Annotated in this window: 23 protein-coding genes and 1 pseudogene; 12 read left to right on the top strand and 12 right to left on the bottom strand. The window is 52.2% G+C overall.

Going from position 1 to position 23,747, the window contains the following annotated elements; translation table 11 throughout:
- The first annotated feature begins 64 nt into the window (after positions 1–64).
- A complete protein-coding gene (locus AV656_RS09730) occupies positions 65–2,116 on the top strand; it encodes a catalase (protein WP_063181422.1) in 2,052 nt (683 codons plus the stop codon).
- Positions 2,117–2,169: 53 nt separating this feature from the next.
- Here AV656_RS09730 and AV656_RS09725 read toward each other — a convergent pair whose 3' ends face one another.
- Entirely contained in the window at positions 2,170–2,667 is a 498-nt protein-coding gene (locus tag AV656_RS09725) for a DinB family protein (RefSeq protein WP_063181420.1), read from the bottom strand.
- Positions 2,668–2,798: 131 nt separating this feature from the next.
- Between AV656_RS09725 and AV656_RS09720 the strand changes: the two genes are divergently transcribed.
- Together AV656_RS09720 and AV656_RS09715 are read left to right on the top strand one after the other, a co-directional pair.
- Positions 2,799–3,011, top strand: coding sequence for a hypothetical protein (locus tag AV656_RS09720; protein ID WP_063181418.1), 213 nt, complete (start codon positions 2,799–2,801; stop codon positions 3,009–3,011).
- 102 nt (positions 3,012–3,113) lie between these two features.
- Entirely contained in the window at positions 3,114–4,142 is a 1,029-nt protein-coding gene (locus AV656_RS09715) for a S1C family serine protease (RefSeq protein WP_063181416.1), read from the top strand.
- Positions 4,143–4,192: 50 nt separating this feature from the next.
- Here AV656_RS09715 and AV656_RS09710 read toward each other — a convergent pair whose 3' ends face one another.
- The 6 genes from AV656_RS09710 to AV656_RS09685 form a co-directional block, all read right to left on the bottom strand.
- The gene (locus tag AV656_RS09710) at positions 4,193–5,446 is read right to left on the bottom strand and encodes a dicarboxylate/amino acid:cation symporter (protein ID WP_063181414.1); all 1,254 of its coding nucleotides are present in this window, start codon (positions 5,444–5,446) and stop codon (positions 4,193–4,195) included.
- 125 nt (positions 5,447–5,571) lie between these two features.
- Complete coding sequence (gene norA, locus AV656_RS09705) at positions 5,572–6,744, bottom strand: multidrug efflux MFS transporter NorA (protein ID WP_063181413.1); 1,173 nt, start codon at positions 6,742–6,744, stop codon at positions 5,572–5,574.
- A gap of 123 nt (positions 6,745–6,867) precedes the next feature.
- The gene (locus AV656_RS09700) at positions 6,868–7,545 is read right to left on the bottom strand and encodes an RluA family pseudouridine synthase (protein WP_063181411.1); all 678 of its coding nucleotides are present in this window, start codon (positions 7,543–7,545) and stop codon (positions 6,868–6,870) included.
- A gap of 72 nt (positions 7,546–7,617) precedes the next feature.
- Positions 7,618–8,280 carry a hypothetical protein gene (locus tag AV656_RS09695; RefSeq protein ID WP_063181410.1) on the bottom strand — a complete coding sequence of 221 codons (663 nt, stop codon included), beginning with the start codon at positions 8,278–8,280 and terminating at the stop codon, positions 7,618–7,620.
- A complete protein-coding gene (locus AV656_RS09690) occupies positions 8,273–8,623 on the bottom strand; it encodes a hypothetical protein (RefSeq protein WP_063181409.1) in 351 nt (116 codons plus the stop codon). Before AV656_RS09690 ends, AV656_RS09695 begins: the two co-directional genes overlap by 8 nt.
- Entirely contained in the window at positions 8,620–9,462 is an 843-nt protein-coding gene (locus tag AV656_RS09685; protein ID WP_063181408.1) for a ParA family protein, read from the bottom strand. Before AV656_RS09685 ends, AV656_RS09690 begins: the two co-directional genes overlap by 4 nt.
- Before the next feature lie 184 nt (positions 9,463–9,646).
- Here AV656_RS09685 and AV656_RS16730 point away from each other — a divergent pair.
- From AV656_RS16730 to AV656_RS09660, 7 genes and pseudogenes are all read left to right on the top strand, one after another.
- Positions 9,647–9,859, top strand: a pseudogene (locus tag AV656_RS16730) (MurR/RpiR family transcriptional regulator); the annotation flags it as partial.
- A gap of 94 nt (positions 9,860–9,953) precedes the next feature.
- Positions 9,954–10,031 (top strand): hypothetical protein, encoded by a 78-nt coding sequence (locus AV656_RS16725; protein WP_419865554.1) that lies wholly within the window; start codon positions 9,954–9,956, stop codon positions 10,029–10,031.
- Positions 10,028–10,495 carry an SIS domain-containing protein gene (locus AV656_RS16720; RefSeq protein ID WP_419865553.1) on the top strand — a complete coding sequence of 156 codons (468 nt, stop codon included), beginning with the start codon at positions 10,028–10,030 and terminating at the stop codon, positions 10,493–10,495. The genes AV656_RS16725 and AV656_RS16720 overlap by 4 nt, the downstream gene beginning before the upstream one ends.
- 144 nt (positions 10,496–10,639) lie before the next feature.
- Complete coding sequence (gene murQ, locus AV656_RS09675; RefSeq protein ID WP_063181404.1) at positions 10,640–11,527, top strand: N-acetylmuramic acid 6-phosphate etherase; 888 nt, start codon at positions 10,640–10,642, stop codon at positions 11,525–11,527.
- A gap of 15 nt (positions 11,528–11,542) precedes the next feature.
- Complete coding sequence (locus AV656_RS09670; RefSeq protein ID WP_063181402.1) at positions 11,543–12,907, top strand: PTS transporter subunit EIIC; 1,365 nt, start codon at positions 11,543–11,545, stop codon at positions 12,905–12,907.
- Between the two features lie 109 nt (positions 12,908–13,016).
- Complete coding sequence (locus tag AV656_RS09665; RefSeq protein ID WP_063181400.1) at positions 13,017–14,093, top strand: DUF871 domain-containing protein; 1,077 nt, start codon at positions 13,017–13,019, stop codon at positions 14,091–14,093.
- 52 nt (positions 14,094–14,145) lie between these two features.
- Entirely contained in the window at positions 14,146–16,074 is a 1,929-nt protein-coding gene (locus AV656_RS09660; protein WP_063181721.1) for an elongation factor G, read from the top strand.
- A 62-nt stretch (positions 16,075–16,136) separates the two neighbouring features.
- Here AV656_RS09660 and AV656_RS09655 read toward each other — a convergent pair whose 3' ends face one another.
- Positions 16,137–16,850, bottom strand: a complete 714-nt coding sequence (locus AV656_RS09655) for a hypothetical protein (protein WP_063181398.1) — start codon at positions 16,848–16,850, stop codon at positions 16,137–16,139.
- A 147-nt stretch (positions 16,851–16,997) separates the two neighbouring features.
- Between AV656_RS09655 and AV656_RS09650 the strand changes: the two genes are divergently transcribed.
- A complete protein-coding gene (locus AV656_RS09650; protein WP_063181396.1) occupies positions 16,998–18,092 on the top strand; it encodes an LLM class flavin-dependent oxidoreductase in 1,095 nt (364 codons plus the stop codon).
- A gap of 82 nt (positions 18,093–18,174) precedes the next feature.
- Here the strand turns inward: AV656_RS09650 and gltS (AV656_RS09645) are convergent, their stop codons facing one another.
- Positions 18,175–19,359, bottom strand: coding sequence for a sodium/glutamate symporter (gene gltS, locus AV656_RS09645; RefSeq protein WP_063181393.1), 1,185 nt, complete (start codon positions 19,357–19,359; stop codon positions 18,175–18,177).
- Between the two features lie 2 nt (positions 19,360–19,361).
- Entirely contained in the window at positions 19,362–20,309 is a 948-nt protein-coding gene (hutG, locus tag AV656_RS09640) for a formimidoylglutamase (RefSeq protein ID WP_197462236.1), read from the bottom strand.
- A gap of 118 nt (positions 20,310–20,427) precedes the next feature.
- On the opposite strand from hutG, the gene AV656_RS09635 reads away from it, so the two are divergent.
- Positions 20,428–21,330: a LysR family transcriptional regulator gene (locus tag AV656_RS09635; RefSeq protein WP_063181389.1), complete on the top strand. Its 903-nt coding sequence runs from the start codon at positions 20,428–20,430 to the stop codon at positions 21,328–21,330.
- 90 nt (positions 21,331–21,420) lie between these two features.
- On the opposite strand, the gene gltS (AV656_RS09630) is transcribed toward AV656_RS09635, so the two are convergent.
- Positions 21,421–22,608: a sodium/glutamate symporter gene (gene gltS / locus AV656_RS09630; protein WP_063181387.1), complete on the bottom strand. Its 1,188-nt coding sequence runs from the start codon at positions 22,606–22,608 to the stop codon at positions 21,421–21,423.
- Between the two features lie 438 nt (positions 22,609–23,046).
- On the bottom strand, positions 23,047–23,715 hold the full coding sequence (locus tag AV656_RS09625; RefSeq protein WP_063181385.1) for a carboxymuconolactone decarboxylase family protein: 669 nt from the start codon (positions 23,713–23,715) through the stop codon (positions 23,047–23,049).
- Positions 23,716–23,747 lie beyond the last annotated feature (32 nt).

Here is a 23,747-nt window from a genome sequence, read left to right as displayed (position 1 = left end):
ACAAATTTCTTCAATAATCCTTTCTGGTGGCACATACCCTTAAATGATGAGGAGGGATATTCCTATGGATCAGCATGATCATGAGAATGAAATGAACAGTAAAGACGAGCAATTGGAATCATTCCGCGTAGACGACAAGGGCAAAGCCATGACGACCAACCAGGGATTAAAAGTCTCGGAAGATGAATTCTCCCTGAAAGCGGGAGTCCGTGGACCGACCATCATGGAGGATTTTCATTTCCGCGAAAAACTGACGCATTTTGACCACGAACGGATTCCGGAACGGGTGGTACACGCACGCGGTTTTGCCGTGCATGGTGAGTTTCAGCTCTACAAAAACATGAAAAAGTATACGAGCGCGAAATTCCTGCAGGACACTTCGAAAAAGACCCCTGTATTTGTCCGCTTTTCTACTGTTAACGGATCACGGGGCTCTGCGGACACGGTCCGGGATGCCCGGGGGTTTGCGACTAAGTTTTATACCGAAGAAGGAAACTATGACCTGGTCGGAAATAACATTCCTGTTTTCTTCATTCAGGATGCCATTAAGTTCCCGGACGTTGTCCATGCTTTCAAACCCGAGCCGGACAATGAGATCCCTCAGGCTTCCACTGCCCACGACACGTTCTGGGACTTTGTCGCGAACAACCAGGAATCCGCCCATATGATCATGTGGATCATGTCAGACCGGGCCATTCCGCGGAGCTTCCGCATGATGCAAGGGTTCGGCGTCCATACCTTCCGCCTTGTCAATGATGAGGGGAAAGCCCATTTTGTGAAGTTCCATTGGAAACCTGCATTGGGGACACACTCCCTCGTGTGGGATGAAGCCCACAAACTGGCGGGCATCGATCCGGATTATCACCGAAATGATATTTGGAATGCCATTGAAAAAGGATTTTACCCGGAATACGAACTTGGCGTACAGATTCTACCCGAAGAGGACGAATTCAGTCTCGGATTCGACATCCTTGATGCCACCAAGCTTTGGCCGGAAGAAGACATACCGGTCATCCCTGTCGGAAAGATGACCCTGAACCGGAATACGGACAATTTCTTTGCCGAAACGGAACAGGCCGCGTTCCACCTGGGCAATGTCGTACCGGGCATTGACTTCACCAATGACCCGCTGTTACAGGGGCGACTGTTTTCCTATCTGGATACTCAACTGATCCGCCTTGGCGGACCCAACTTCCATGAGATTCCGATCAACCGTCCGATTGTACAGTTCCATAACAACCAGCGCGATGGCTACCACCGCCAGACCATCAATCTCGGGAAAGTGAGTTATCACAGGAACTCCCTTGCCGGCAACACTCCTGCGCCGGTTCCCCCGGAAGAAGGCGGTTATGAAACCTATCAGGAAAAAGTGGAAGGCCGCAAAATCCGGGCACGCAGCGAGAGCTTCGAAGATTTCTTTTCTCAGGCGACGCTTTTCTGGAATAGCATGACCAACCATGAAAAGGCGCATATCATCGAGGCGTTCAGCTTCGAGCTCGGGAAAGTGAAAAGCCAGTCGGTCAAACAGCAGGTAGTGGATATGTTCGCCAATGTAAGCGTGGAACTGGCGACCGCCTTTGCAGTGAATGTCGGGGCAAAACCTCCTGAGGGGGGCGGCTCGAGCGTTACCAAATCCTCCCCTGCCCTCAGCCAGGAAAACACGGCAAAAACAGCAATAACCCGTAGAGTCGCTGTCATACTGACGGATGGATTCAACGGCCCGGAGGTTCGCTATGTGCTGGAGAGACTGACGGACGAGGGGATCATGCCGGAAATTATCAGTGAGAGAATCGGGACCGTACAAGGCACGAACGGGGTAAAGGTAAAAGCGCAGCACACCTTCCTGACTGCAAAATCGGTGTTATTCGATGCCGTCTACATGATCAGGGGAAGCCGCAAAAACAGGAAATTCAACAAAGATGCCGCCTACTTTATTGACGAGGCGTTTTCGCACTATAAGCCGATCGGCGCGACCGGTGAAGGGATCGAGTGGCTGAGAGTCAATGATCTTGAAGGAAAACCCGGAGTCATCACCGGAACGGACATCAAAGAATTCACCGAAGAATTTGTGGAGGCCATTGCCGCCCACCGATTCTGGGAGCGAGTTCTGGTTTGAAATAGGAAGGGTTAAGAACAACGCCCCGTCCGCCTGATTCAGCGGACGGGGTATTATTGTGCATCTTCCAGGAACCCATCAACCTGTTTCCGGTGATGGCGATCATGATAGATAAAATCTCCAATGATGTAGATCAGCGTATAAGGCTGGCCGGTATGCGGGCAATGGGTTTCACCGTTTGACGACACCGGTCTTACAAGCACTTTCTCCGGCAGTTCCAACAGGCGGGATATCAGCTGATTCCGAGTATCCTGTGCTTCCTCAATAAGTGCTCCTGGCGATACGGTTCGTGCATAAGCCGCTGCCCTGTCGTTAAATGGGCCGAACTGCGGGAACTCCATTCCCTTTCCGTCCAGCACGGCAGGAATCACCCGATTGGTCAGGTGCTCATCCCATTTCAGAATATGGGCGATGATTTCACTTGCCGACCACTTCCCTTCCTTGACGCGCTCCTCTAAGATAGACGGCTCAACAGTACTGATCTCCCCGAGCCATTCGGAGTACGCCCCGAGCTCCCGGATGACTTTCTCTGACTCTCTACCAGGTCCCATCTCCCATTTCCCCTTCCCAGATAGACTCTGTTCTCACAGGTTCTTCGCCAATACCCTCCGCTTCCCCTTCAATCGCCCCGGTGCCGGCAAAAAGCCGGAATAAACTGTGGTTGATAAGGAGGTGAGATATCATGACTCAGTACAAAGAAAGCATCCACCTGTTCCTGGCAGCTATCCTGGCTGGCTATGCCATTCTCGGGCTGTTCCTGCTCGTTCCGGCAATCCTGCCATTAGGCCCACTCTTTACACTGCTGGTGATCATTGTGGCAATCCTGATCGTCCTGTTCGCACTGGCGATCATCCTGAAGGCGCTGGCCAAACTGTTTAAGTTCGGTAAATACTGACCGATGAAGGCGGCTGTCCCCCCGGGGCAGCCGTTTTTCATTTATTCCTCCACCCCGGCGTCATGTATAATGGAGCCAAGCAACTTTCGAGGGTGTGGATGTATGAGCAATCCAAACGATCGGCATGACGATTATCCGGACCGGGAGGATGAACGCAAACTTCCTCGTGAAGAGCGGGATCCGATTCAGGATACGGATGACTACATAGAAGAAGACGTATGGGAACCCGACGACTGGGTCGTCTGGGATGCCATCGCGGAAGGCGATGTCCTCGATGAAGAGGAGCTCGACGAAGACGAATTTCACGAATACAATGAGCCTGCTGATCGGAAACCAGTCTCTGAAGAACCGGAAGATCCCGAAGACGAGGAGATCAGGCTGCTCGTCCTCGAGGCCCAGCGCGAGGCACTGCTGAAGGAGCGGACCGAGGAAGCTCCGCCACGCCGGCCATCATTCGGCACGAAGGCGATGATCTGGATCATCTCGCTCATGATGGTCGTCAGCACATTCGCATTCGTCCTTGAGCTGTTCCCGCTGTCGGCAGTGGACTTCCTGCGCACGTCCTCCCAGCTTTCACAGCAGGAGACCGTGCAGGCTCAGAAGGAATCCGTCGTTTCCATCGTCACGCCTGACGGTTCAGGAACAGGCTTTGTCATCTCCGAAGACGGCACGATCCTGACCAACCATCATGTGATCGAAGGCTACGACCGGGTATCGGTCGTCCTCTCGGATGACCGGCGCTTCATGGCGGACGTGACGGAATCCTATCCGGAATCCGATATGGCTGTACTTGAAGCCGATGATGAATCAGGGCTTCCTTCCCTTGAGCTGGCGGACGCCTATCACCTGCAGGAAGGGGACCCGGTCACCTTTATCGGCAACCCGCTCAGCTTCCGCGGAGTAGCAAACAAAGGCAATGTGATCGGCCCGATCCGGGTAAACGGCCTTGAGGAGCCGGTCATCATGATGGAAGCGCCTGTTTACCGCGGGAACAGCGGCAGCCCTGTTCTCGATTCAGATGGACGGGTCGTCGGCATCGTCTTTGCGACGCTCAACCATGAAGAAGAAGGAACCGTCGGCCTGTTTGTTCCCGTGGACGAGCTGTACAGGCAGCGCCTGGAAAACCAATAAAAAGACCGCAGCGCCTTTTAGTCAGGCTGCTGCGGTCTTTTATATTCAGATCAGACAGTCTTGCTTTCTGCGGGAACCCCTTCCATTTCCGGATCACCGAGAACTCCTTCCGTCTGAGAGACGACAACCGCACATGCCGCGTCCCCGGTGATGTTGACGGCTGTACGCACCATATCGAGCAGGCGGTCGACCCCGAGGACGAGCGCAATCCCCTCAACCGGAAGGCCGACGGAAGTGAGGACCATCGCGAGCATGATGAGGCCGGCACCCGGGACGGCAGCGGTTCCGATACTTGCAAGGACCGCGGTCAGGACGACGATCAGCAGCTGCCCCAACGACAGCTCAATGCCGAACGCCTGGGCGATAAAGACGACTGCAGCCCCCTGCATGATGGCTGTGCCGTCCATGTTGATCGTGGCACCGAGCGACTGGGTAAAGGAGCTGATCGACTCCGGCACCTTCAGCCGTTCCTGTGCCATCTTCAGAGAAACCGGCAATGTGGCGGCAGAACTTGCCGTACTGAACGCGACGACCTGTGCCGGGAAGAAATTCTTAAAGAACCAGATCGGACTCCTCTTGCCGATCAGGGCCACTGTGCCGCCGTATACGACGACCGAATGGATCAGGAGTGCCCCCAGGACAACACCCATGTACATGCCCATCGCCCGGATGGCATCGAAGCCCTGGCTTCCGACAGCCGAAGCAATCAGGCCGAATGCCCCGTAAGGCGCAAACTTCATGACAAAAGTGATGAGGTACATGATCAGGTCATTGGCCTGTTCGATCACTTCCTTGACCCGCTCCACCTTTTTGCCGAGCATGGCGAGACCGAATCCGATCAGTGCTGCAAAGAAGATGATCTGGAGCATGTTCCCCTCAGCCATTGCAGTGACTGGGTTGGTCGGGATAATACCCAGAAGCGTATCCATGACAGGCGGTGCTTCCTGTGCTTCATAATTGATGCTTGCCGTATCAAAATTACCTGCAGTGCCGGGCTTCAGGATAAGGGCCAGTATAAGTGCGATCACGATGGCCACTGCTGTTGTAAGGAGAAAATACACGATTGTCTTGCTGCCGATCCGGCCCAATTTTTTCGGGTCTCCGATGCCGACTGTTCCGAGGACGATGGAAACGAAAACGACCGGGACGACGAGCATCTTCATGAGGTTTAGGAAAATCGTTCCGAGAGGGCCGAAGAAGTACGTGTCCACCGGATCAAATACACTTGGAGCAAACAGGTTCAGCGCAAGACCGACGATGACACCGGCAATAAGGGCAATGATGATATTCCGGGCCAGTTTCATAATTGATCCCTCCTTGTTCTACTTTATTCGATAATGACAACAATAATGAAAACGCTTTCTAAGATATTATCTTTAAATTCTGATATTGTCAATGCTTGTTAAGCACCAAATAAAAACAGGCCCGTTCAAGACGGGCCTGCGGCAAGTACTTTCGGCTTCTTCCAGAAATAAGACAATATGACGCCCGCAGCCAGCGTGGCGGTGGCGAAGTAGAACGGATAATCCAGCTCGATATCGAACAGGATCCCGCCGATGACCGGTCCGAACACGTTGCCGAGGCTGGTGAACATCGAGTTCATGCCGCCGGCGAAACCCTGCTCATTCCCGGCCACTTTCGACAGATAGGTAGTCACCGCCGGCCGTACGAGGTCGAAGCCGATAAACACCGTCATCGTCACGAGCAGGATCATAAAGTATGAGCTTACCAATGTGACGCAGTACACAAGCACGGCGGAGACGATCAGGCACCAGCGGATCAGACGGATCTCACCGAGCCATTTGTTCAGCCGGTCGAACAGAAACACCTGTGCGACCGCTCCTACAATCCCCCCGCCCGTGACCATGATGGCAATGTCCTTCGGCGTAAAGCCGTACTTATGGTCGGTATAAAGCGCAAACAGCGACTCGAACGCCGCCAGCCCGAATGACAAAATGAAAATGATGACGAAAGCGATGAAAAACATGGGAGCAAAGATTTTGCGGATGCCGGATGTGCCCGGCACCATTTCTTCCGCTTCCGCCTTCTGCCGCTGCGGCTCGCGGAGCGCGATCATTGAAAACAGAGCGGCGATGAATGCCAGGCCGAATGCAGCAAAGAATGGGACACGCGTGCCGATTTCAGCCAAGAACCCGCCGAATCCGGGGCCGATGATGAATCCGGTCGAGATGGCTGCAGACATATAACCGAGCGCCTTGGGCCGTTCTTCGATCGTCGTGATATCAGCGATAAATGCCGTGACGGCCGGCATGATGAAGGCTGCACTGATCCCGCCGAGAAGGCGCGAGACAAACAGCATTGTGATCGACTGCGCCAGTCCGAACAGAAGCTCCGACAAGCTGAACAGAATCAGTCCGATCACGATCATCCGCTTGCGGCCGTACTTGTCCGTCCATTTCCCGGCAACCGGAGAGACGATCAGCTGCGTCAGTGCAAATGCCGCGACCAGGTTGGCAGCGGCCGACCCGCTCAGACCCAGCTCGTTGATCAGGGCGGGCAGCACCGGGATGACCAACCCAATGCCCATAAAGGCGATGAACAGGTTGATAAGAACCGTTGTGAGCATGATGTTTTTCTTCATGAAGTTTTCCCCTTTGATTCCGGTTCTTCCTATCATATCCGGACATCACGGGACTCTGCCACTTTGGCGGCGTAATCCAGAAAAAGTCTGACATCTGAAAGGCGTGGCTTTGGTCGTACACCCTCAGGACAGGCTCCAATAACTCCAGGGCTCTGCGCTTGGCGGCAGGCTTGTTACACATACCGGCTCCTTTTTCACCGGGTGGGTGAAGGAGAGTGACCTTGACCAAAGTGCAATCTGCTGGCCCGGACGGTTGACGGAAGCGCCGTATTTCTGGTCGCCGTAGAGCGGACAGCCGATTGCCGACAGCTGAACGCGGATCTGATGGGGACGCCCGGTCTCAAGTCGGACTGAAACAAGCGTCAGGTCCCCTTTCCGCCCGAGTACTTCATAGTTCAGCACTGCCTTTTTTGCTTCTTTTACACCCGGCTTCACGACGCTGACTTTGTTCTCTTTTTTATCCTTAAGAAGATGATGTTCCAGGCGTCCATTTTCTTTTGGCGGATTGCCTCGAACGACCGCGATGTACTCCCTGTCCATGTCACGGCGGCGGAGTATGTCAGACAGACGGGAAGCCGCCTTGGACGTTTTCGCGAACACGATCGCTCCTCCTACCGGGCGGTCCAGTCTGTGGACGAGGCCGAGGTAGACATTGCCCGGCTTGTTGTCGCGATCTTTAATCATTTCTTTTAGCGCATTCAGCAGGTCCATATCCCCTGTCCTGTCTTCCTGGACAGGCATATTCACCGGCTTTTCGACGACCAGAAGATGATTGTCTTCATAAATTATGGCTATACTCACATGAAAATCTCCTATACAAAATCAAATTAAAAAAGTGTAAATTACAAACACTGTATTGCCTTACTAGATGACTCAATCAGTCATAGACCTAAGTGTTTCCACGTACTTTTTATTTATCAGATACTCTAATAGAGTCTTCTTTCTATGGAATACATAGTCAATTAAATCTGCACATTTCGCCAACAAGATATATACAAGTTCATGTAGCACTTTTAATACATTTGATAAAAGGCTTCTGGTTTTGTTGACTTCATATTTCATATTTAGCGTTTCATCAAAAAAAGAAACAATCGGCATATCTGCTTTAGCGTTACCATGCACATAGTTACATGCCCTTTTATAAGCACCTTTCGTTGCACTTATATCTAATTTTTGGCTTTCATTCGCATTTAAAAACTTATTCGCTTTCTCCCAAAGCTCGTTACTTCTTGTTTCTCCACTAGCTGGTTCGTCAGAAATAAACCTTAGAGCATGTTCTATTATTGATCGAAGATTCAGATGAACGTACCTATAATTATTATCTTTAAAGCTTTTTATTAAAAACACTAAATCAGAGACCATTGATTTCAAATAATGATTGCCGTTTTCTTCATCCGCTATACTTCTAAGGAAGAAGGTGTATTTTACCACTTTTTTTATATCATTCTGTATGTCAATTGAATATTCTTTAAAGTTTTCTTCGTTAAAGTCGTTTATCTCTTTCTTAATTCTTGTTATTTCATAAGTATTAATCATTTGAAATTCCTTTTATCCATTTACTTAAATTTGTCGTCCCTCTATTTTCAACATCTAATTTGTTATACTTCTCGAAAAATATAATAAGTTTTTTTCTTACTATTTCTAATTCTTTATCTGTTTTGAGGTATAACGATCTTGTTACTCTCGCCACAATTAAAGTTCTAGAACTAAATATATAATCTTTAAATTCTATATCAAAAATTTCTTTTATAAATATTCTAAGATCATCATTTCTTGGAAAAAGTTCTTTCGATAATAATAAATCAGAGACAACCCCTAGAATTTTGTGTTTTTTAGCTCCTTTGAATTTCAACTCACTTCTATAATAATTAAAATTCATTTTTCAAAATCCAATCTCTTTTGTATTTGATCTATAAATTCTTCAGATAAATTACTTATGTCATGTAAGGATTTTTGGTAGTTTGTGGGCAATGATCCCCTCTTACCAACTTGTAGATCTCTAACAACAGTTGTTGTTGCATCAAATATGTAAGTATAATCATCCAACTGACCTTCAAACTCTTCTTTAATTGCAGTTTGTTTTTGCGTTAATTCATTATCTAACATCGTATAAACCAATCCTAAACATTGTATATCATGATCTTCTTCATGAATAAGATTATCGATAGCTGTTGTTAAAGATGAAATACCTATAATTGAATATCTATCAATTCTATTAGGAATTAAATAAAAGTCTGATGATAATAAAGCTGCATCGGTATAAACAGTAAGTGTCGGAGGACAATCGATTAGAATGTAATCGTAGATTTCCCTTAATTTATTTTCTCTAACAAATCGTCTTAGTTTTTTCACCTGTCTATAATCACTTGTTTTGTTTACAAGAACCAAATTTAAATCTCCACATAGAAGATCAAGATTTTCATTTAAAGTTGTAATCACTTCATCTTTGCTTGGAATTTCACTATCCCTTTTGAATTCTGTCTGTGGTTTGAATAATTTATTTATTGTTCTTTCTTCTGGTAGAATATCATCAAAATAATCCTCTTTGCTATAAATATCCAATAATGTCTGAGTTGCATTGAATTGAGGATCTATGTCAATCACTAGTATTTTTTTGTTAAGATGTTTAGCAAGATAATCTGCAATCCCGATTGTAAGCGTTGTCTTTCCAACGCCGCCTTTCATATTTATAAAAGAAACTATTTTACTAGTTGCCATAGTTAGCACACCTTTCGCCGAATAATATTAAATACATATTAACATATAGTATAAATTGTCTGCCAAAGGAGTTACCGCTACCTGAAATAGAGTTGGGTTCTGCTGTCTGTTATACTGGACGCAGTTCCCGCCAATCGGGCTGATCCGGCTGGCGGACCATTTCTCATCAAGGACGGTACCGACCATGAGTTCACTACTTAACCGCATCGAACAAAGCATTGCCAGCCTGTCCGGCGCCGAACGGGCCATCGGTGAATACATTCTGAAGCATCCGGATCTGATTCCGAACATGACGACCAGGGACTTGTCCAAAAACAGCGGCGTCAGTGAATCGAGTGTCGTCCGGTTCTGCAAATCAATTGGCATCGGCAGCTTCAAGTCCTTCAAGCTCGAGCTCGTCAAGGACCTGACGCTTACCGGCATGAACCTGACGGATTTTAACATCCTCCATCATCAGGACGAACCATACGACCTGTTTCAGAAAGTCGCCCATGTCAACAAATCGGCCATCGAGGCCATTCCCTCCTCCCTCGACCGCAGAGAGTTCGAAAAGGCCGTCGGCGTTCTGAAAGACGCGGGCCGGCTCCTGTTCTACGGTGTGGGCGGTTCTGCCACGGCCGCCACGGACGCTTATTATAAGTTCACAAAGCTTGGCTACCCATGTCAGAGCCACCATGATTTCCACTTCATGCTGTCCGCAATCCCCTACCTGAACGGTGATTCGGTGTTTTTGGCAATCAGCAACTCAGGAAAGACCAAAGACATCCTGGAGCTTGCGCGCTTCGCAAAATCCAAAGGCGCCACGGTCATTGCCATCACCAATCTGGACAAATCCCCGCTCTACAAGGAAGCGGACATCCGGCTCTGCACACCTGTCGTGGAGCAGGACCACCGGATCGGCAGCATCCCGTCCAGAATGACACAGCTGACCATCATCGACGCCCTCTACCTCAGTGTTTTCCACGCGAAAGGTGAATCCGTCATCGATGAATACCATGAGGCACGGAACGAAGTCATCCGCCTCCGCAGATAATCCCCGGCTAAGGAACTGGCTGCCAGCCTTTCCTTCCGGGGATTTTTCGACAAATGAAGAAAAAATATTCTCCATATTGACATTTAATTTCTTTTTAATAGAATGAATCCATGAAACATAATTTCATAACAGTAGGTGATAAACATGCTGGAGAAACTCACGACAGAGTCAAGAAACCCGAAGAGCATGAACATCGATACGCTTCCGGTCAGGGAGCGCCTGCTGCTCATGGTCGAAGAGGATGCCGGAATCCCTGAAGCGATCCGGGAAAAGATCGATGCGATTGAAAACGCTGTCAGCCTTGTGATAAACGCATTCCAAAAGGGCGGCCGGCTGATTTATGCCGGTGCAGGAACGTCCGGCCGGCTCGGCATACTCGATGCGTCCGAATGCCCGCCGACTTTCGGAGTGGACCCGGGCATGGTCCGCGGCCTGATTGCGGGTGGCGAACAGGCGATCACGACTGCGATCGAAGGGGCCGAGGACGATTCAGAACAGGGCGCCAAAGACATCGCTGCCCTCTCTGCCGGTCCGGATGATGTCGTCATCGGAATCGCAGCAAGCGGCCGGACTCCGTACGTCATCGGCGTACTGGACCGTGCCAAAGAATTGGGGGCAAAAACCGTCGCCCTGAGCAACAATGAAGGCTCCGAAATTGGCCGCATCGCCGATGTCGCCATCGAAGTCGTGACCGGGCCAGAAGTCATCACCGGTTCGACACGGCTAAAAGCCGGCACCGCCCAGAAGCTCGTGCTCAACATGATTTCCACCATCGCGATGACGGGAATCGGAAAAGTGTACGGCAATCTGATGGTCGACGTGCAGCCCACCAATGAAAAGCTGGTCAAACGCGCCAAGCACATCATCATGGAAGCGGCCGGCGTGGACTTTGAAACGGCAGAGCAAGCTTACGAAAAAGCCGGCGACCAGGTGAAGCCGGCCATCGTCATGCTGCTCCTGGGCTGCTCGCTCGAGGAAGCGAATGCACGGTTAAACGAAGCAAAGGGGTTTATCAGAGAAACTCAGAGATGATCTGGAGGGGAAATGATGAAAAAAGAGGAAAAGCTCGCAAGGGGGATCCTGGACCATATCGGCGGCGGGGACAATATCCATTCCTTTACCCACTGCATGACCCGTGTCCGGCTGAATCTGAAAGATGACAGCAAGGCCGATATTCAGGCACTGAAAAACGTGGATGGCGTCATGGGGGTCATCGAAGACGAGACGCTGCAGGTTGTCGTCGGACCGGGCACCGTGAACAAAGTGTCCGACCAGATTACACGGATGACCGGCATGCGGATGGGGGAAGCCTTGGACGCCAACGAAGATGACGCCGTCGGCCTGAAAAAGGCGGAGCTGAAAAAGAAAAACAACACGCCGGTCAAAAATCTTCTGAGGAAGATCGGAAGTATCTTTATCCCGCTTATTCCGGGACTTGTCGCATCCGGGATCATCAACGGGATTGCAGGGTTCGCCAAAAACGCTGGAGTCGATCCGACACTTACATGGATTCAGATCTTCTCCCTCCTCGGCAGCAGCATCTTTGCCTACCTGGCGATTGTCGTGGGCTGGAACACTGCGAAAGAGTTCGGGGGAACACCGGTCCTCGGGGCCATTGCCGGTATCATCACCATTCATCCCGGACTTGCGGAAATTGTCTTGTTCGGCGAAAATCTGTTGCCCGGTCGCGGCGGCCTGTTCGGCGCCATGTTCGCTGCCTGGCTGATGGTCGTCTTTGAACGCTTCTACAGAAGATTCGTTCCGAACGCCGTGGACATCATCATCACGCCGCTCTTCACTGTCCTGACAGTCGGGTTGCTGACGATCGTTGCGGTCATGCCGGCGGCGGGCGTATTGTCTGACGGCATCACAACCGGCATCCACGCCATTCTTGATGTCGGCGGTGCGGTAGCGGGCGGTCTCCTGGCCGGATTCTTCCTGCCGCTCGTCATGCTGGGGCTCCACCACGGGCTCACGCCAATTCATATGGAACTGATTAATTCCGTAGGCGCGACGTCGCTCCTCCCAATCCTGGCGATGGCCGGAGCCGGGCAGGTCGGCGCATCGATCGCCATCTACGTGAAATCCCGGAACCAGCGCCTGAAGAACGTCATTAGGGGCGGTCTCCCGGTGGGCTTCCTCGGAATCGGGGAACCGCTGCTGTACGGGGTGACACTCCCTCTCGGCCGGCCGTTTATCACCGCCTGCCTGGGCGGGGCTGTCGGCGGTGCCTACCAGGCAATCATGCACACGGCGGCCGGCGGTATCGGGGTGTCGGGGATTTCCCTGATCCCGCTGATTGCGGACAACAAATACCTGATGTATTTCATCGGGCTCGTCATCACGTATACAGCCGGATTCCTCTTCACGTATTTCTTCGGCTTCAATAAAGAGATGGACGAAAACTTCTGATTCAAGCCACTTCATACTAAAAGGGGGCAGGAGGAGACGGGCCGCTGTATAGCGGGCCCCTCCCCCTGCTTTTGTCTATTTACGCCCGATCAAGAAAGGAAGCTGTTTTATGCTTGGAATTTCTGTTTACCTGAATGAGCCCTCTGCCGACAAGCAGGAAACGTATATCCGGAAGATGCAGGCTGCCGGTTTCCGGGGCATCTTCACTTCCCTCCATATCCCTGAAGAGGACCCGGGGCAATATGCCGACCGGCTCCGGGCGCTTGGCGCGCTTGCCGCAACCTATGAAATGGAGCTGACCGCCGACATCTCCCCCGCTTCGCTTGGCCATCTCGGCCTCACGTTCAAGACGGCGGACCGGCTGCTCGACTGGGGAGTCACCGGCCTCCGTGTGGACTATGGGATCAGCGAGGAAGAGACGGCCGCCCTGTCCCGCCGGATGACAGTCGCACTGAATGCCAGTACGCTGACGGCGGAAACCATCCGCAGACTGAAGGAATGCGGTCTCCGCCTTTCTGCAACAGAAGCGTGGCATAATTTCTATCCGCGTCCCGAAACCGGTCTTGGGGTGGAAGATTTCACCGAACGGAACCGCTGGCTGCAGAGCGAAGGCCTAAAAGTCATGGCATTCGTTCCGGGGGACGGCGAACGGCGCGTCCCTCTTTTCAACGGGCTTCCGACACTTGAAGAACACAGGGATCGCACGTCCTTCTCCTCTTATCTCGACCTCTTGAACATCGGATGCGTGGATCATATTTATATCGGTGATCCGTCGGTCAGGGACCGCTCGATGGAGCAGTTCAGGAGCCATGCGGAAGGAGTCTACCTCCTCGATGCCGTACCGGCCTATCCGGATGCGCCGGCCGCCCTGCCCGGATCAGACCATACTAACCGGCCGGATGCCGCCCGGGACGTGATCCGCTCCGCAGAGTCCCGCATGTACGGCAATGCCGGCGACAGGCCGGTCACGCCCGCCAACACGGCGGCACGCCCGCTCGGCTCAGTGACCCTCGACAACTCCCTGTACGGCCGTTATGAGGGAGAGCTGCAGATTACAAAACGGGATCTGCCCGCAGACGAGAAAGTGAATGTCATCGGCCGGGTGACCGGAGATGACCTGCCGGTTCTCCGGCACATCAAAGGCGGAGATGCATTCCGCATCCGAATGGATGGCGGGCCTGTCTGAACCGACTCTGCTATACTATTGAGCAGAATCCGGCCAGGAAGAAGGAATGGACATGTTCAAGACCATCGGAATCCTCGCCCATGTGGATGCCGGAAAAACAACATTCTCCGAGCAATTGCTCTATCATATGGAAGCGATCCGGACCCGCGGAAGGGTCGACCACAAGGATGCATTCCTCGACAACCATGAAATCGAGAAAAGCCGGGGGATTACCGTATTCGCCGAACAGGCCGTGTTTTGCCACAACGGGACCGAATACACCCTGATCGATACTCCCGGGCACGTCGACTTCTCGCCTGAGATGGAGCGGGCAATCCGGGTGATGGACGCGGCCTTTCTCGTGGTGAGTGCGGCAGACGGCGTGGAAGGACATACCGAGACGGTCTGGGGCCTGCTCCGGAAGCATCGCGTTCCGACGTTCATCTTCATCAACAAGACCGACCGGGAAGGCGCGGACCGGGAGGCAGCACTGGACGAGATCCGGAAGTCCCTGTCTGAAGATGTGGTTCTCCTGGATGATGGGCTGACCCCTGATGTCATCGAGTGGATGGCGGAGCGGGACGAGACTCTTCTTGAGCATTACCTCGAAGAAGGCTTTGAAGAGGAAGTGTGGATCCAAGCCATGCGCCGGCTGACGCTTTCAGGGGACGTTTTCCCTGCCGGAAGCGGCTCGGCACTGAAGGACACCGGCATCACCGAATTCTTCGCTTGGCTGGACCGGCTTTCCGACGGGAACCAAGCCGATGCGGACGGACCGTTTGCTGCCAAGGTCTATAAAATCCGCCATGACGATGGCAGACAACGCATCACCTTCCTGAAGCTGACGGGCGGCCGTCTGTCGGTCCGGGATGAGATCCGGATTGACGGCGAGCCCCAAAAAGTCACACAGATCAGGAAGTACAGCGGCCACCAGTACACCGTCCGGGACTCTGCCGCTTCCGGTGAACTGGTGGCGGTCATGGGACTGTCCGGTCTTGAGGCCGGCGAACCCATCGGAGCCGAAACGGGACGGGCCGCCTTTTCCCTCACCCCTTCCCTGTCGGCCGCGGTCCGTTTCAGTGAATCTGTCCATCCGAAAGATATGCTCGCCCGTTTTATGCTGCTGGATGCGGAAGACCCTTCCCTCTCCGTCACCTGGGAGGAGCAGGCCCGGGAGATCCGCGTGCATGTCATGGGACTGATCCAGCTGGATGTGCTCACGGAAGTGGTCCGCGAACGGTTCGGAGCGGACATCACCTTTGGAGAACCGTCCATCCTCTACAAGGAAACAGTCAGGACGGCCGTCACCGGCTACGGGCACTTCGAACCGCTCCGCCATTATGCGGAAGTGCATCTGGATATCGCTCCGTCCGAACGGGGGGCGGGCATCACATTCAAGAGCCACTGCCACCCGAATGAACTTGCCCCGGGCTATCAGAACCTCGTCGGCCAGGTGCTCACCGAAGAGCCTCACCGGGGCCTGCTCACGGGATCAGCTCTCACTGACCTGGAGATCTCACTGATCAGAGGCCGGTCACACAACGAGCACACATCCGGCGGGGACTTCAGGGAAGCGTCGCTCCGTGCCCTCCGGCAGGGCCTGGAAAAGGCGGACAATGTCCTGCTGGAGCCGGTATACGACGTGAAGATCAAAGTGGACACCGGACTGATGGGCCGTGTGCTGAACGACATCCGGAAATCGCACGGACAGTTCGGGGACCCTGAGACGGAGGGAGACGCCGTACGCATCAGCGCGCGTGTACCCGTCTCCACATTCATGGGCTATCCCGCAGAATTCGCTTCCTTCACAAACGGCAAAGGCGCCATTTCCCTGCGTTCCGGCGGCTATGAGGAATGCCATAACCCGGAAGAAGTGACAGAACGGATCGGTTACGACAAAGATTCCGATCCCGACTATTCCTCGTCATCGATCTTCTGCGCCAAGGGCAAGGGCTATTCCATTCCGTGGCATGAGGCGGAAGCGGCGATGCACCTTTTGTAGACACGATGTAAACAACAAGCCGCCATGCAGTTGCATGGCGGCTTATTGTTGTTGTTTGCTGTTTATGATTTGATGCCCAATGTCTTTTTCACTTTGCCCACCGCTTCTTCCAGCATTTTATCCTGGACGACCGTCTTGTCGGGATCCCACTGGCTGCCCTGCGGAAGCTCAAACTGGAATGATTCACAGTACGGAGCGGACCGGTCCATCATGTACTCCACAATTTCATTTTTGATGAAGTCGCGTGCTTCCTGCGGCGTACGCTTGCCCGTGACCACCTCATGCATCATGTTCATGGACAGGGTATTGGCCCCTTCATTGTCACAGTGGACCGACACCTCACCCTTTGTCCGGTCGACCACAAGGCTGCCCTCCAGCTCCCCGATCAGGCCGACTTTATCCGCCGGAACATGGTAGTCGATCGTCTGCTCCAGGCAATCAACATGCGGTTCCGGGAAATCATGCGGAATCTCTTCTTTGAAGACGACCGTCCGCTTCCACGGTCCGTTGTTGTACCAGGTCAGCCGGTTGACTGTTGCTTCGTTCGGCTGGCCGTAGAATTTCACCATCGTCTCCGCGGCAGCTTTCGGTGTCGCCGGCCAAAGCGAGATAATTTCTTCTGCCAGCTTTTCGTCCACCCGTTCATCAGCCACAAGCGGCTCACTTTTCTTCTTCGTATGGAGTTTTGCGTTTGCCGCCATCGCAGTTGCGGCCATCTTCAGGCGGTCCTTCCCCGGCACATCCTTGGCATACGATTGCGCTTGGTTATTTGACATGATTCGCCCTCCCATAAATTCAGTCTAGTATTGTCATTGCCGGTTTTCACTTTATTAAACACCAATCAGAGTGAGTCAAACCGTTTGCCCGGCCCTGTTTCCGGCAGTAGACTGGCTATAAGCAGGAACAGGAAAGGAGCCACCCGCATGGAACCACTCAAGATGGACCGGTCAAAAGGGATGGAGATTGGCCTCTATTCACTCGGTGATCATATGATGAATCCGCATAACGGCGAGAAGATCAGCGCGGAGCAGCGCATCCGGGAAATCATCGATGCCGCCAGGCTTGCGGACGAAGCCGGCCTGGACGTGTTCTCTGTCGGCGAAAGCCATCAGCGCCACTTTACGACCCAGGCTCACAGCGTCGTCCTCGGTGCCATTGCACAGGCGACAAAACGAATCAAGATTGCCAGCTCCTCCACCGTACTGAGCGTCTGGGAGCCGGTTCGTGCCTATGAAGATTTCGCGACCATCGATCTGATTTCCGGCGGACGGGCAGAAATTATTGCGGGCAGCGGATCCAGGACCGGCGCGTTCGACCTGCTCGGCTATGATCTGAACGACTATGAAGCGCTGTTCGAGGAAAAGCTGGACCTCCTCCTGAAACTGAACGGGGCGGATGGCCCCGTCAGCTGGGAAGGCGAATTCCGTCCTCCCCTCCGGGACGCGGAGATCTACCCGAGACCAAAGGGCGGACAACTTCCGATCTGGCGCGCAGTCGGAGGCCCTCCGCAAAGCGCAATCAAGGCCGGCTATGCAGGCGTCCCAATGATGCTGGCGACACTCGGCGGGCCGGCGATGAACTTTACGGTTTCTGTCGACGCCTACCGGGAAGCTGCCCAGCGGAGCGGGCATGACCCGAACCGGCTCCCGATCGGCACGACGAGCCTTTTATATACGGCTGAAACCACTCAGGATGCGCTCCGCGAGTACTACCCTCATCTGCACTACGGATTCATGGCAATTCGCGGCAGCGGCTATCCGAAGCAGCAGTTCGAGCAGGCTGTCGACCACCGTGATGCCCTCATGATCGGAAGCCCTCAGCAAATCATCGAAAAGATCCTCTATCAGTACGAACTTTTCGGCCATCAGCGCTTTATCGCACAGATTGATTTTGGCGGAGTGCCATTTGACAAGGTTGCCAAAAACATCGAGCTGATCGCGACAGAGATTATGCCGGCGGTGAAGAAGTACACGAGAGAAGCCCAAGAGGAAGCGGGCGGCGATTTGGATTCAAACTGAAAAGAAGCCTTCCCGGCCGGGAGGCTTCTTTTTCTGATGATCAGGGAAACATCCCCGTATGCTTTCCTTTAAAAGCTCTCTATTACGGTGCCAGCAGGTTGATCGTTGTAATGATGATAGGAGCAGAGAATACATCGATCAGGAAGGCCCCGACAATCGGAACAATCAGGAAGGCTGTACGGGAAGGACCATACTTGCTGACGGTCGCCGACATATTTGCCATCGCATTCGGTGTTGCACCCAGGCCGTGTCCGAGGAACCCCGAAATCATGACAGCTGCGTCATAGTCCTTGCCGAGCAGGCGGAAAAGCACAAATACGGAAAACAGGACGATGAAGATGACTTGGACAAGCACGATGCCCAGCAGCGGCAGTGCAAGGCCGGCGATTTCCCAGAGTTTGATGCTCATCAGTGCCATCGACAAGAAAATGGCAAGAGAGGCATTGCCGATCAGGTCGATTTCCCTCATGTTGATGGTCCCCGGGATCCATCGATCTGCCAGGTTCCGGACGATAACGGCCATGAACATCGCACCGACATAAGAAGGTAGTACAAAGCCTGTCGTATTGGTAAAGATCTCGCCTATATACGTTCCGCCGGCCATCGAAAGAGTGATCATCCCGATCTGGATCATAAAGGACCGTTCCCTGATCGGCTGCTCATCCTCACCGACGTATTCTTCAATCTTTCCTGACACAGGCTTTAAATCATGTTTATTGATCAGATACCGGGCAACCGGGCCGCCCGAAAGACTTCCGAAAATCAGGCCGAGAGTGGCTGCTGCGATACCAATCGTCACGGCCGAAGTGATCCCCAGCTGTTCAATTGTATGTCCGTATGCTGCTGCCCCGCCATGACCGCCGGACATCGAAACGGTTCCGGACATGACCCCCAAAAGCGGTTCAATCCCGAATACACGGGCAAACGAAACACCGATAATATTTTGCATGAACGCCATTATGCCGCAGGCAAGCCAGTAAATGATAAGAAGCTTGCCACCCAGCCTGATCAGCCTGAAGCTGGCACCGAGACCGACCGTCGTGAAAAATGCCACCATGAACAGTGTCTGCAGCGATGTGTCCAACACCACTTCGACAATCCCTGCCGATTTCAGTGCAAATGCCACAATGGCAAAGATCAATCCGCCCACGACCGGTGCCGGGATCAGGAATCGGTTCAGGAATCCGATCCGGTTAACGAGTGCTGTTCCGATTAGGAAAAGGAATACTGCCAGAAACAGAGTGGTAATCTGGTTGATTTCAATCATCTTCATACACCTTTCTTAAACGCCATCACTGCCTCGTTAACAAAGGATGCACCAAGCCGGACCGTTCGGCCGCCTTCGTCAAGATCAGGATTCACTTCGGATATGTTAAAGCTTGTCGTCTTGGGATTTGCACATATATACCGGATCAGCTCCCGCACCGTTTTGGGATCCAGGCCGAAAACGGAAGGTGCGCTGACACCCGGCGCATCCGCAGCGCTGATTACATCCATGCACAGAGTGAGAAGAACCACATCACAGCTATCCACGAATTCGTCGAGGGGTTTCCGGCAAGTCTCCATCGTGGTCTCTTCTTCCATCATATAAGTAACGCCCAACGTTTCCGCACGGCTAAAGAGCTCTGTCGTATTCCCATACTCTTGGATACCGCAGACAAAATACTTTGCATTGGGATCGTGGTCAAGGATCTGCTTGAACATCGTCCCCGATGATGGCTGCTCGTCATAGTTACGAAGATCGAAATGTGCGTCAACGTTCACCAGTCCAATCACTGCATCTTCACCTGCATGTCTGCGGATGCCAAGATAATGCCCGTAGAGCGTTTCGTGTCCTCCGCCAATAATGACTGCATGTGAACCTGCATCCAAAACGTTGGCCAGATGTTCTCCCAGCTCTTTTTGAGCTGCTTCCAGCTTTTCTCCGACGCAGGAAACAGTACCTGCATCAAACAAATCATGATCTCCTGCTCTCCACGGCATGCTGGCAAGTTGCTTCCTGATTGCGTCAGGAGCCTTTCTGGCACCCAATCGGCCCTTATTCCGCCTGACCCCTTCATCACACTCAAATCCGATCAGCGCCACCGGAACCTGATCTTTTTGATTCCCTTTATGTTCTGTTGCCTGACGGATCACCTGATGATAACGGAAGCTTTCAGGGTCTGAATCACTATCAATCCGTCCTGCCCATATATTGAAATCGCTTTCTTTAAACATTGCAACCATCCTCCAAAACCTGAACTGTTTTCAGTATAATGAGATTGAATTATAAATCCCAATACCGCTTTTCAATAAAACTATAGCCTTAGGCTATAAAAAGAATGGAGAGGCAAGTTTGGACCTCAGACAGATGGAGTACTTCGTCAAAGTCGTCAGCCATGGGAGTTTTTCAAAAGCAGCAGAAGCCCTGCACATCTCACAGCCATCACTCAGCAAGTCGATTCAAAACCTGGAGAAAGAACTCGGTGCTCCTCTGTTGGAACGGACTACCCGCGAATTCCGCCTGACCGATACCGGCCGTCTGCTGTGTGAGCGGTCCACCGCCATTCTCCAGCAAGTGAAGATGCTGAAAGAAGAAATCAAGGAAAACATCAATGGGGATCGTGCCGAAATCCGTATCGGAATGATAGAATCTGCCCATAAATGGTTCACCACACTGATGGCCATTCACCGGGAATCGTACCCCCTCAACACATTCACGGTAATGGATACTTTGTATAATGAAACGGTGCTTGAGGCGCTGCTGCGCTATGACGTGCATGCAGCTGTGACCAATCAGGAACTGATCAATGACCAGGTTCAGGCGGTCCCTCTCTATGAAGAACGATTTGTGGCAGTTTTTCCGGAAACTCACCCACTGAGTCTGTGTGAGTTCATCCGACTGGATGATTTATGCAAGTACCCGCTTGTTCTCGGCATGCCTTCGTTCAGGACACGCAATCAGATTACGGCCGCTTTTAAGAAGGCCGGGCTGACACCGGATATCCAGTTCCAGATTGAACGATTTGAAATGGCGAAGAAAGTCGTTGAACAAAAAATGGGCATCGCCCTTCTGCCTGAAAATTACTTGTCGGGAGACCTTCCCAAAACGTTGTCCTTCCGGCCAATCGAAGATGAATATTTAAAGCGGAACGTCTATTTCTGCTTTGTGAAAACCAGACATTTTCCGGCTTCAGTCACGAACTTTTTCGATCTGGTCAAAGAGCAGTTTGGCGAATCGCCACAGCCTGCCGAATAGACGATGATGCACAAAAAACCTTTCAGTCCGAATCCGCTTCGGCTGAAAGGTTTTTAATTACGATATTTGATTAAAGAACAGCAGTTTCTCTTACGGCGCGAACATGTTGATGGTCGTGATGATGATCGGCGCGCCGAAGATGACGTCCTGCAGGAAACCGCCGACGATCGGTACGACCAGGAACGCCGTGCGGGATGGGCCGAACTTGTTGACCGTCGCACCCATGTTCGCCATGGCGTTCGGCGTAGCACCGAGCCCGTGGCCGAGCATACCGGAAATCATGACGGCTGCATCGTAGTCCTTGCCGAGGAAACGGAAGACCACAAAGATCGCAAACAGGATGATGAAAGCCACCTGGACAAGCACAATACCGATCAGCGGAAGTGCCAGGCCGACAACTTCCCAGATCTTGATGCTCATCAGCGCCATCGACAGGAAGATTGCCAGGGAGATTTCGCCGATCAGGTTAATCTCTTTCATGTTGACAGTGCCAGGGAGCGTACGGTCCACAAGGTTCCGGACGATAACTGCAACGAACATCGCTCCGATATAGGCCGGCAGGACAAAGCCGGTTGCCTCAGAGAAAATGTCCCCGATGTACGTTCCGCCTGCCATCGAAAGGGTGATCAGCGCAATCTGGATCATGAACGAGCGCTCAGTGACCGGCTTTTCTGCCTCTTCAACGTACTCTTCTACTTTTCCTTCAGCCGGTTTCAGGTCATGCTTTCTGATGAGGAACCGGGCGACCGGGCCACCGGAAAGGCTTCCGGAAATCAGGCCGAGCGTGGCTGCCGCCATCCCGATCGTCACTGCTGAATCAATGCCGAGCTCTGAAATCGTCTGCCCGTAAGCGGCTGCACCACCGTGTCCGCCGCTCATCGTGACGGCACCGCTCATAACTCCGAGGAGCGGATCGATACCGAATACTTTGGCAAGCGAGACACCGATAACGTTCTGCATGAAGATGAGGATCCCACAGAAGATCAGGTAAATAATGAGAAGCTTCCCGCCCAGTTTGATCAGCTTCATGCTGGCTCCAAGCCCGACAGTCGTAAAGAACGCGACCATGAAGAGGGACTGCAGGGAAGTATCCAATGCAATTTCAACGACACCCGTCGATTGAAGAATAAAAGCCAGAATGGCGAAAATCAGGCCGCCGACAACAGGTGCCGGGATCAGGAACCGATCCAGGATGCCGATGCGGTTAACGAGGGCCATTCCCAGCAGGTAGAGGCCCACTGCCAGAAACAGCGTGGAAATCTGGTTAATCTCGATCATACTTTGTCACCTTTCCCAAAAAAGATTTACGGTTCCCGGACCCGGCCCGCGCCCGATCGGAATCGGATTCCCCTACGGACCGTCATGCGGTCCAGAAACCGCAACGGTAATAGCGTTTTCAACTATGACTGAACACGTTTTCACGTCTTCTTGTTTTACCCCTTGTTTGTCCGATGAACCCTTCGCAGAACAAAAGCATCCAGAATCCTACCGGAAGGACAAAAATGGAATCGCTTTCGTAATTGTTAAAGGACCGCTTTCTTTAGCGATTCACTGTTTTAAAGTATAATCAGTCACATTAAATAATTGCAATAGGAAACCCAAAATCCGTACTATTCCAAAAAGTAAATCCGCTAATATTTTCTAGGGGTGGAAAGAAAAAAAGACGATTCCATATCCCTAATAAAAGGATACGGAATCGTCTTTAACATTCACCAATCAGTTGTCGTAGGCATTCAGCGCATTCACGCTATGCGCGATTGCGGAACCGGCTTTGAGCGCAACCGCCACGAAGATCGCTTCGGAAAGCTCTTCCAGAGTGGCGCCGGCTTTCTTCGCGTTTTTCGTGTGGAGGTCGATGCAGTACGCACAGCCTGTCGTGTGTGCCGAAGCGACTGCAATCAGTTCCTTTTCTTTCACGCTGAGTTTTCCGGCCTTGAGGGCAGTGCCGTCGAATTTCACAAAGGTTTTGAAGGACTCTTCGTCCAGCTCTGCGAATTCAGGAAGCCGGCTAAAGTAAGAAGCCTTGTAAAGCTCCCCGTCGCCGTTGCCGTCGTAAGCGTTCAGTCCGTTCACCCCATGAGCGAGGGCAGAGCCCGCTTTGAGAGCAGTCGCAACAAAGATTGCTTCAGCGACTTCTTCTTTGGAGGAGTCGTTTTTCTTGGCATTGCCGACATGCAGGTCGATGCAGTAAGGGCATCCGGTGATATGAGCGACCGCAACCGCGATCAGTTCTTTCAATTTTACGGACAGTTTTCCTTCCGCGAGGGCCTGGTCGTTAAACTTGAAGAACGTTTCAAACGCTTCCGGTGCGTATTTTTTCAGTTCGAAAATTCTTCCGAAGTATTCCTTTTTGTACAGGCTTTCTGTTTTGGTTGTAGAAGTCATTCCAAATCTCCCCTTTTCCTCGTTTCTTACTG

It is taken from the genome of Bhargavaea cecembensis, from assembly GCF_001619585.1.
GTDB classification, from domain to species: Bacteria; Bacillota; Bacilli; order Bacillales_A; family Planococcaceae; genus Bhargavaea; species Bhargavaea cecembensis_A.
Note: the sequence above shows the minus strand (reverse complement) of the source record. Positions and strands in the feature narration are given on the sequence as shown.

Coding starts and splice junctions, on each gene's coding strand:
- AV656_RS09730 (WP_063181422.1), top strand. CDS start 65: ATGGATCAGCATGATCATGAGAATGAAATGAACAGTAAAGACGAGCAA.
- AV656_RS09725 (WP_063181420.1), bottom strand. CDS start 2,667: ATGGGACCTGGTAGAGAGTCAGAGAAAGTCATCCGGGAGCTCGGGGCG.
- AV656_RS09720 (WP_063181418.1), top strand. CDS start 2,799: ATGACTCAGTACAAAGAAAGCATCCACCTGTTCCTGGCAGCTATCCTG.
- AV656_RS09715 (WP_063181416.1), top strand. CDS start 3,114: ATGAGCAATCCAAACGATCGGCATGACGATTATCCGGACCGGGAGGAT.
- AV656_RS09710 (WP_063181414.1), bottom strand. CDS start 5,446: ATGAAACTGGCCCGGAATATCATCATTGCCCTTATTGCCGGTGTCATC.
- norA (WP_063181413.1), bottom strand. CDS start 6,744: ATGAAGAAAAACATCATGCTCACAACGGTTCTTATCAACCTGTTCATC.
- AV656_RS09695 (WP_063181410.1), bottom strand. CDS start 8,280: ATGATTAATACTTATGAAATAACAAGAATTAAGAAAGAGATAAACGAC.
- AV656_RS09690 (WP_063181409.1), bottom strand. CDS start 8,623: ATGAATTTTAATTATTATAGAAGTGAGTTGAAATTCAAAGGAGCTAAA.
- AV656_RS09685 (WP_063181408.1), bottom strand. CDS start 9,462: ATGGCAACTAGTAAAATAGTTTCTTTTATAAATATGAAAGGCGGCGTT.
- AV656_RS16725 (WP_419865554.1), top strand. CDS start 9,954: ATGTCAACAAATCGGCCATCGAGGCCATTCCCTCCTCCCTCGACCGCA.
- murQ (WP_063181404.1), top strand. CDS start 10,640: ATGCTGGAGAAACTCACGACAGAGTCAAGAAACCCGAAGAGCATGAAC.
- AV656_RS09670 (WP_063181402.1), top strand. CDS start 11,543: ATGAAAAAAGAGGAAAAGCTCGCAAGGGGGATCCTGGACCATATCGGC.
- AV656_RS09665 (WP_063181400.1), top strand. CDS start 13,017: ATGCTTGGAATTTCTGTTTACCTGAATGAGCCCTCTGCCGACAAGCAG.
- AV656_RS09660 (WP_063181721.1), top strand. CDS start 14,146: ATGTTCAAGACCATCGGAATCCTCGCCCATGTGGATGCCGGAAAAACA.
- AV656_RS09655 (WP_063181398.1), bottom strand. CDS start 16,850: ATGTCAAATAACCAAGCGCAATCGTATGCCAAGGATGTGCCGGGGAAG.
- AV656_RS09650 (WP_063181396.1), top strand. CDS start 16,998: ATGGAACCACTCAAGATGGACCGGTCAAAAGGGATGGAGATTGGCCTC.
- gltS (WP_063181393.1), bottom strand. CDS start 19,359: ATGATTGAAATCAACCAGATTACCACTCTGTTTCTGGCAGTATTCCTT.
- hutG (WP_197462236.1), bottom strand. CDS start 20,309: ATGTTTAAAGAAAGCGATTTCAATATATGGGCAGGACGGATTGATAGT.
- gltS (WP_063181387.1), bottom strand. CDS start 22,608: ATGATCGAGATTAACCAGATTTCCACGCTGTTTCTGGCAGTGGGCCTC.
- AV656_RS09625 (WP_063181385.1), bottom strand. CDS start 23,715: ATGACTTCTACAACCAAAACAGAAAGCCTGTACAAAAAGGAATACTTC.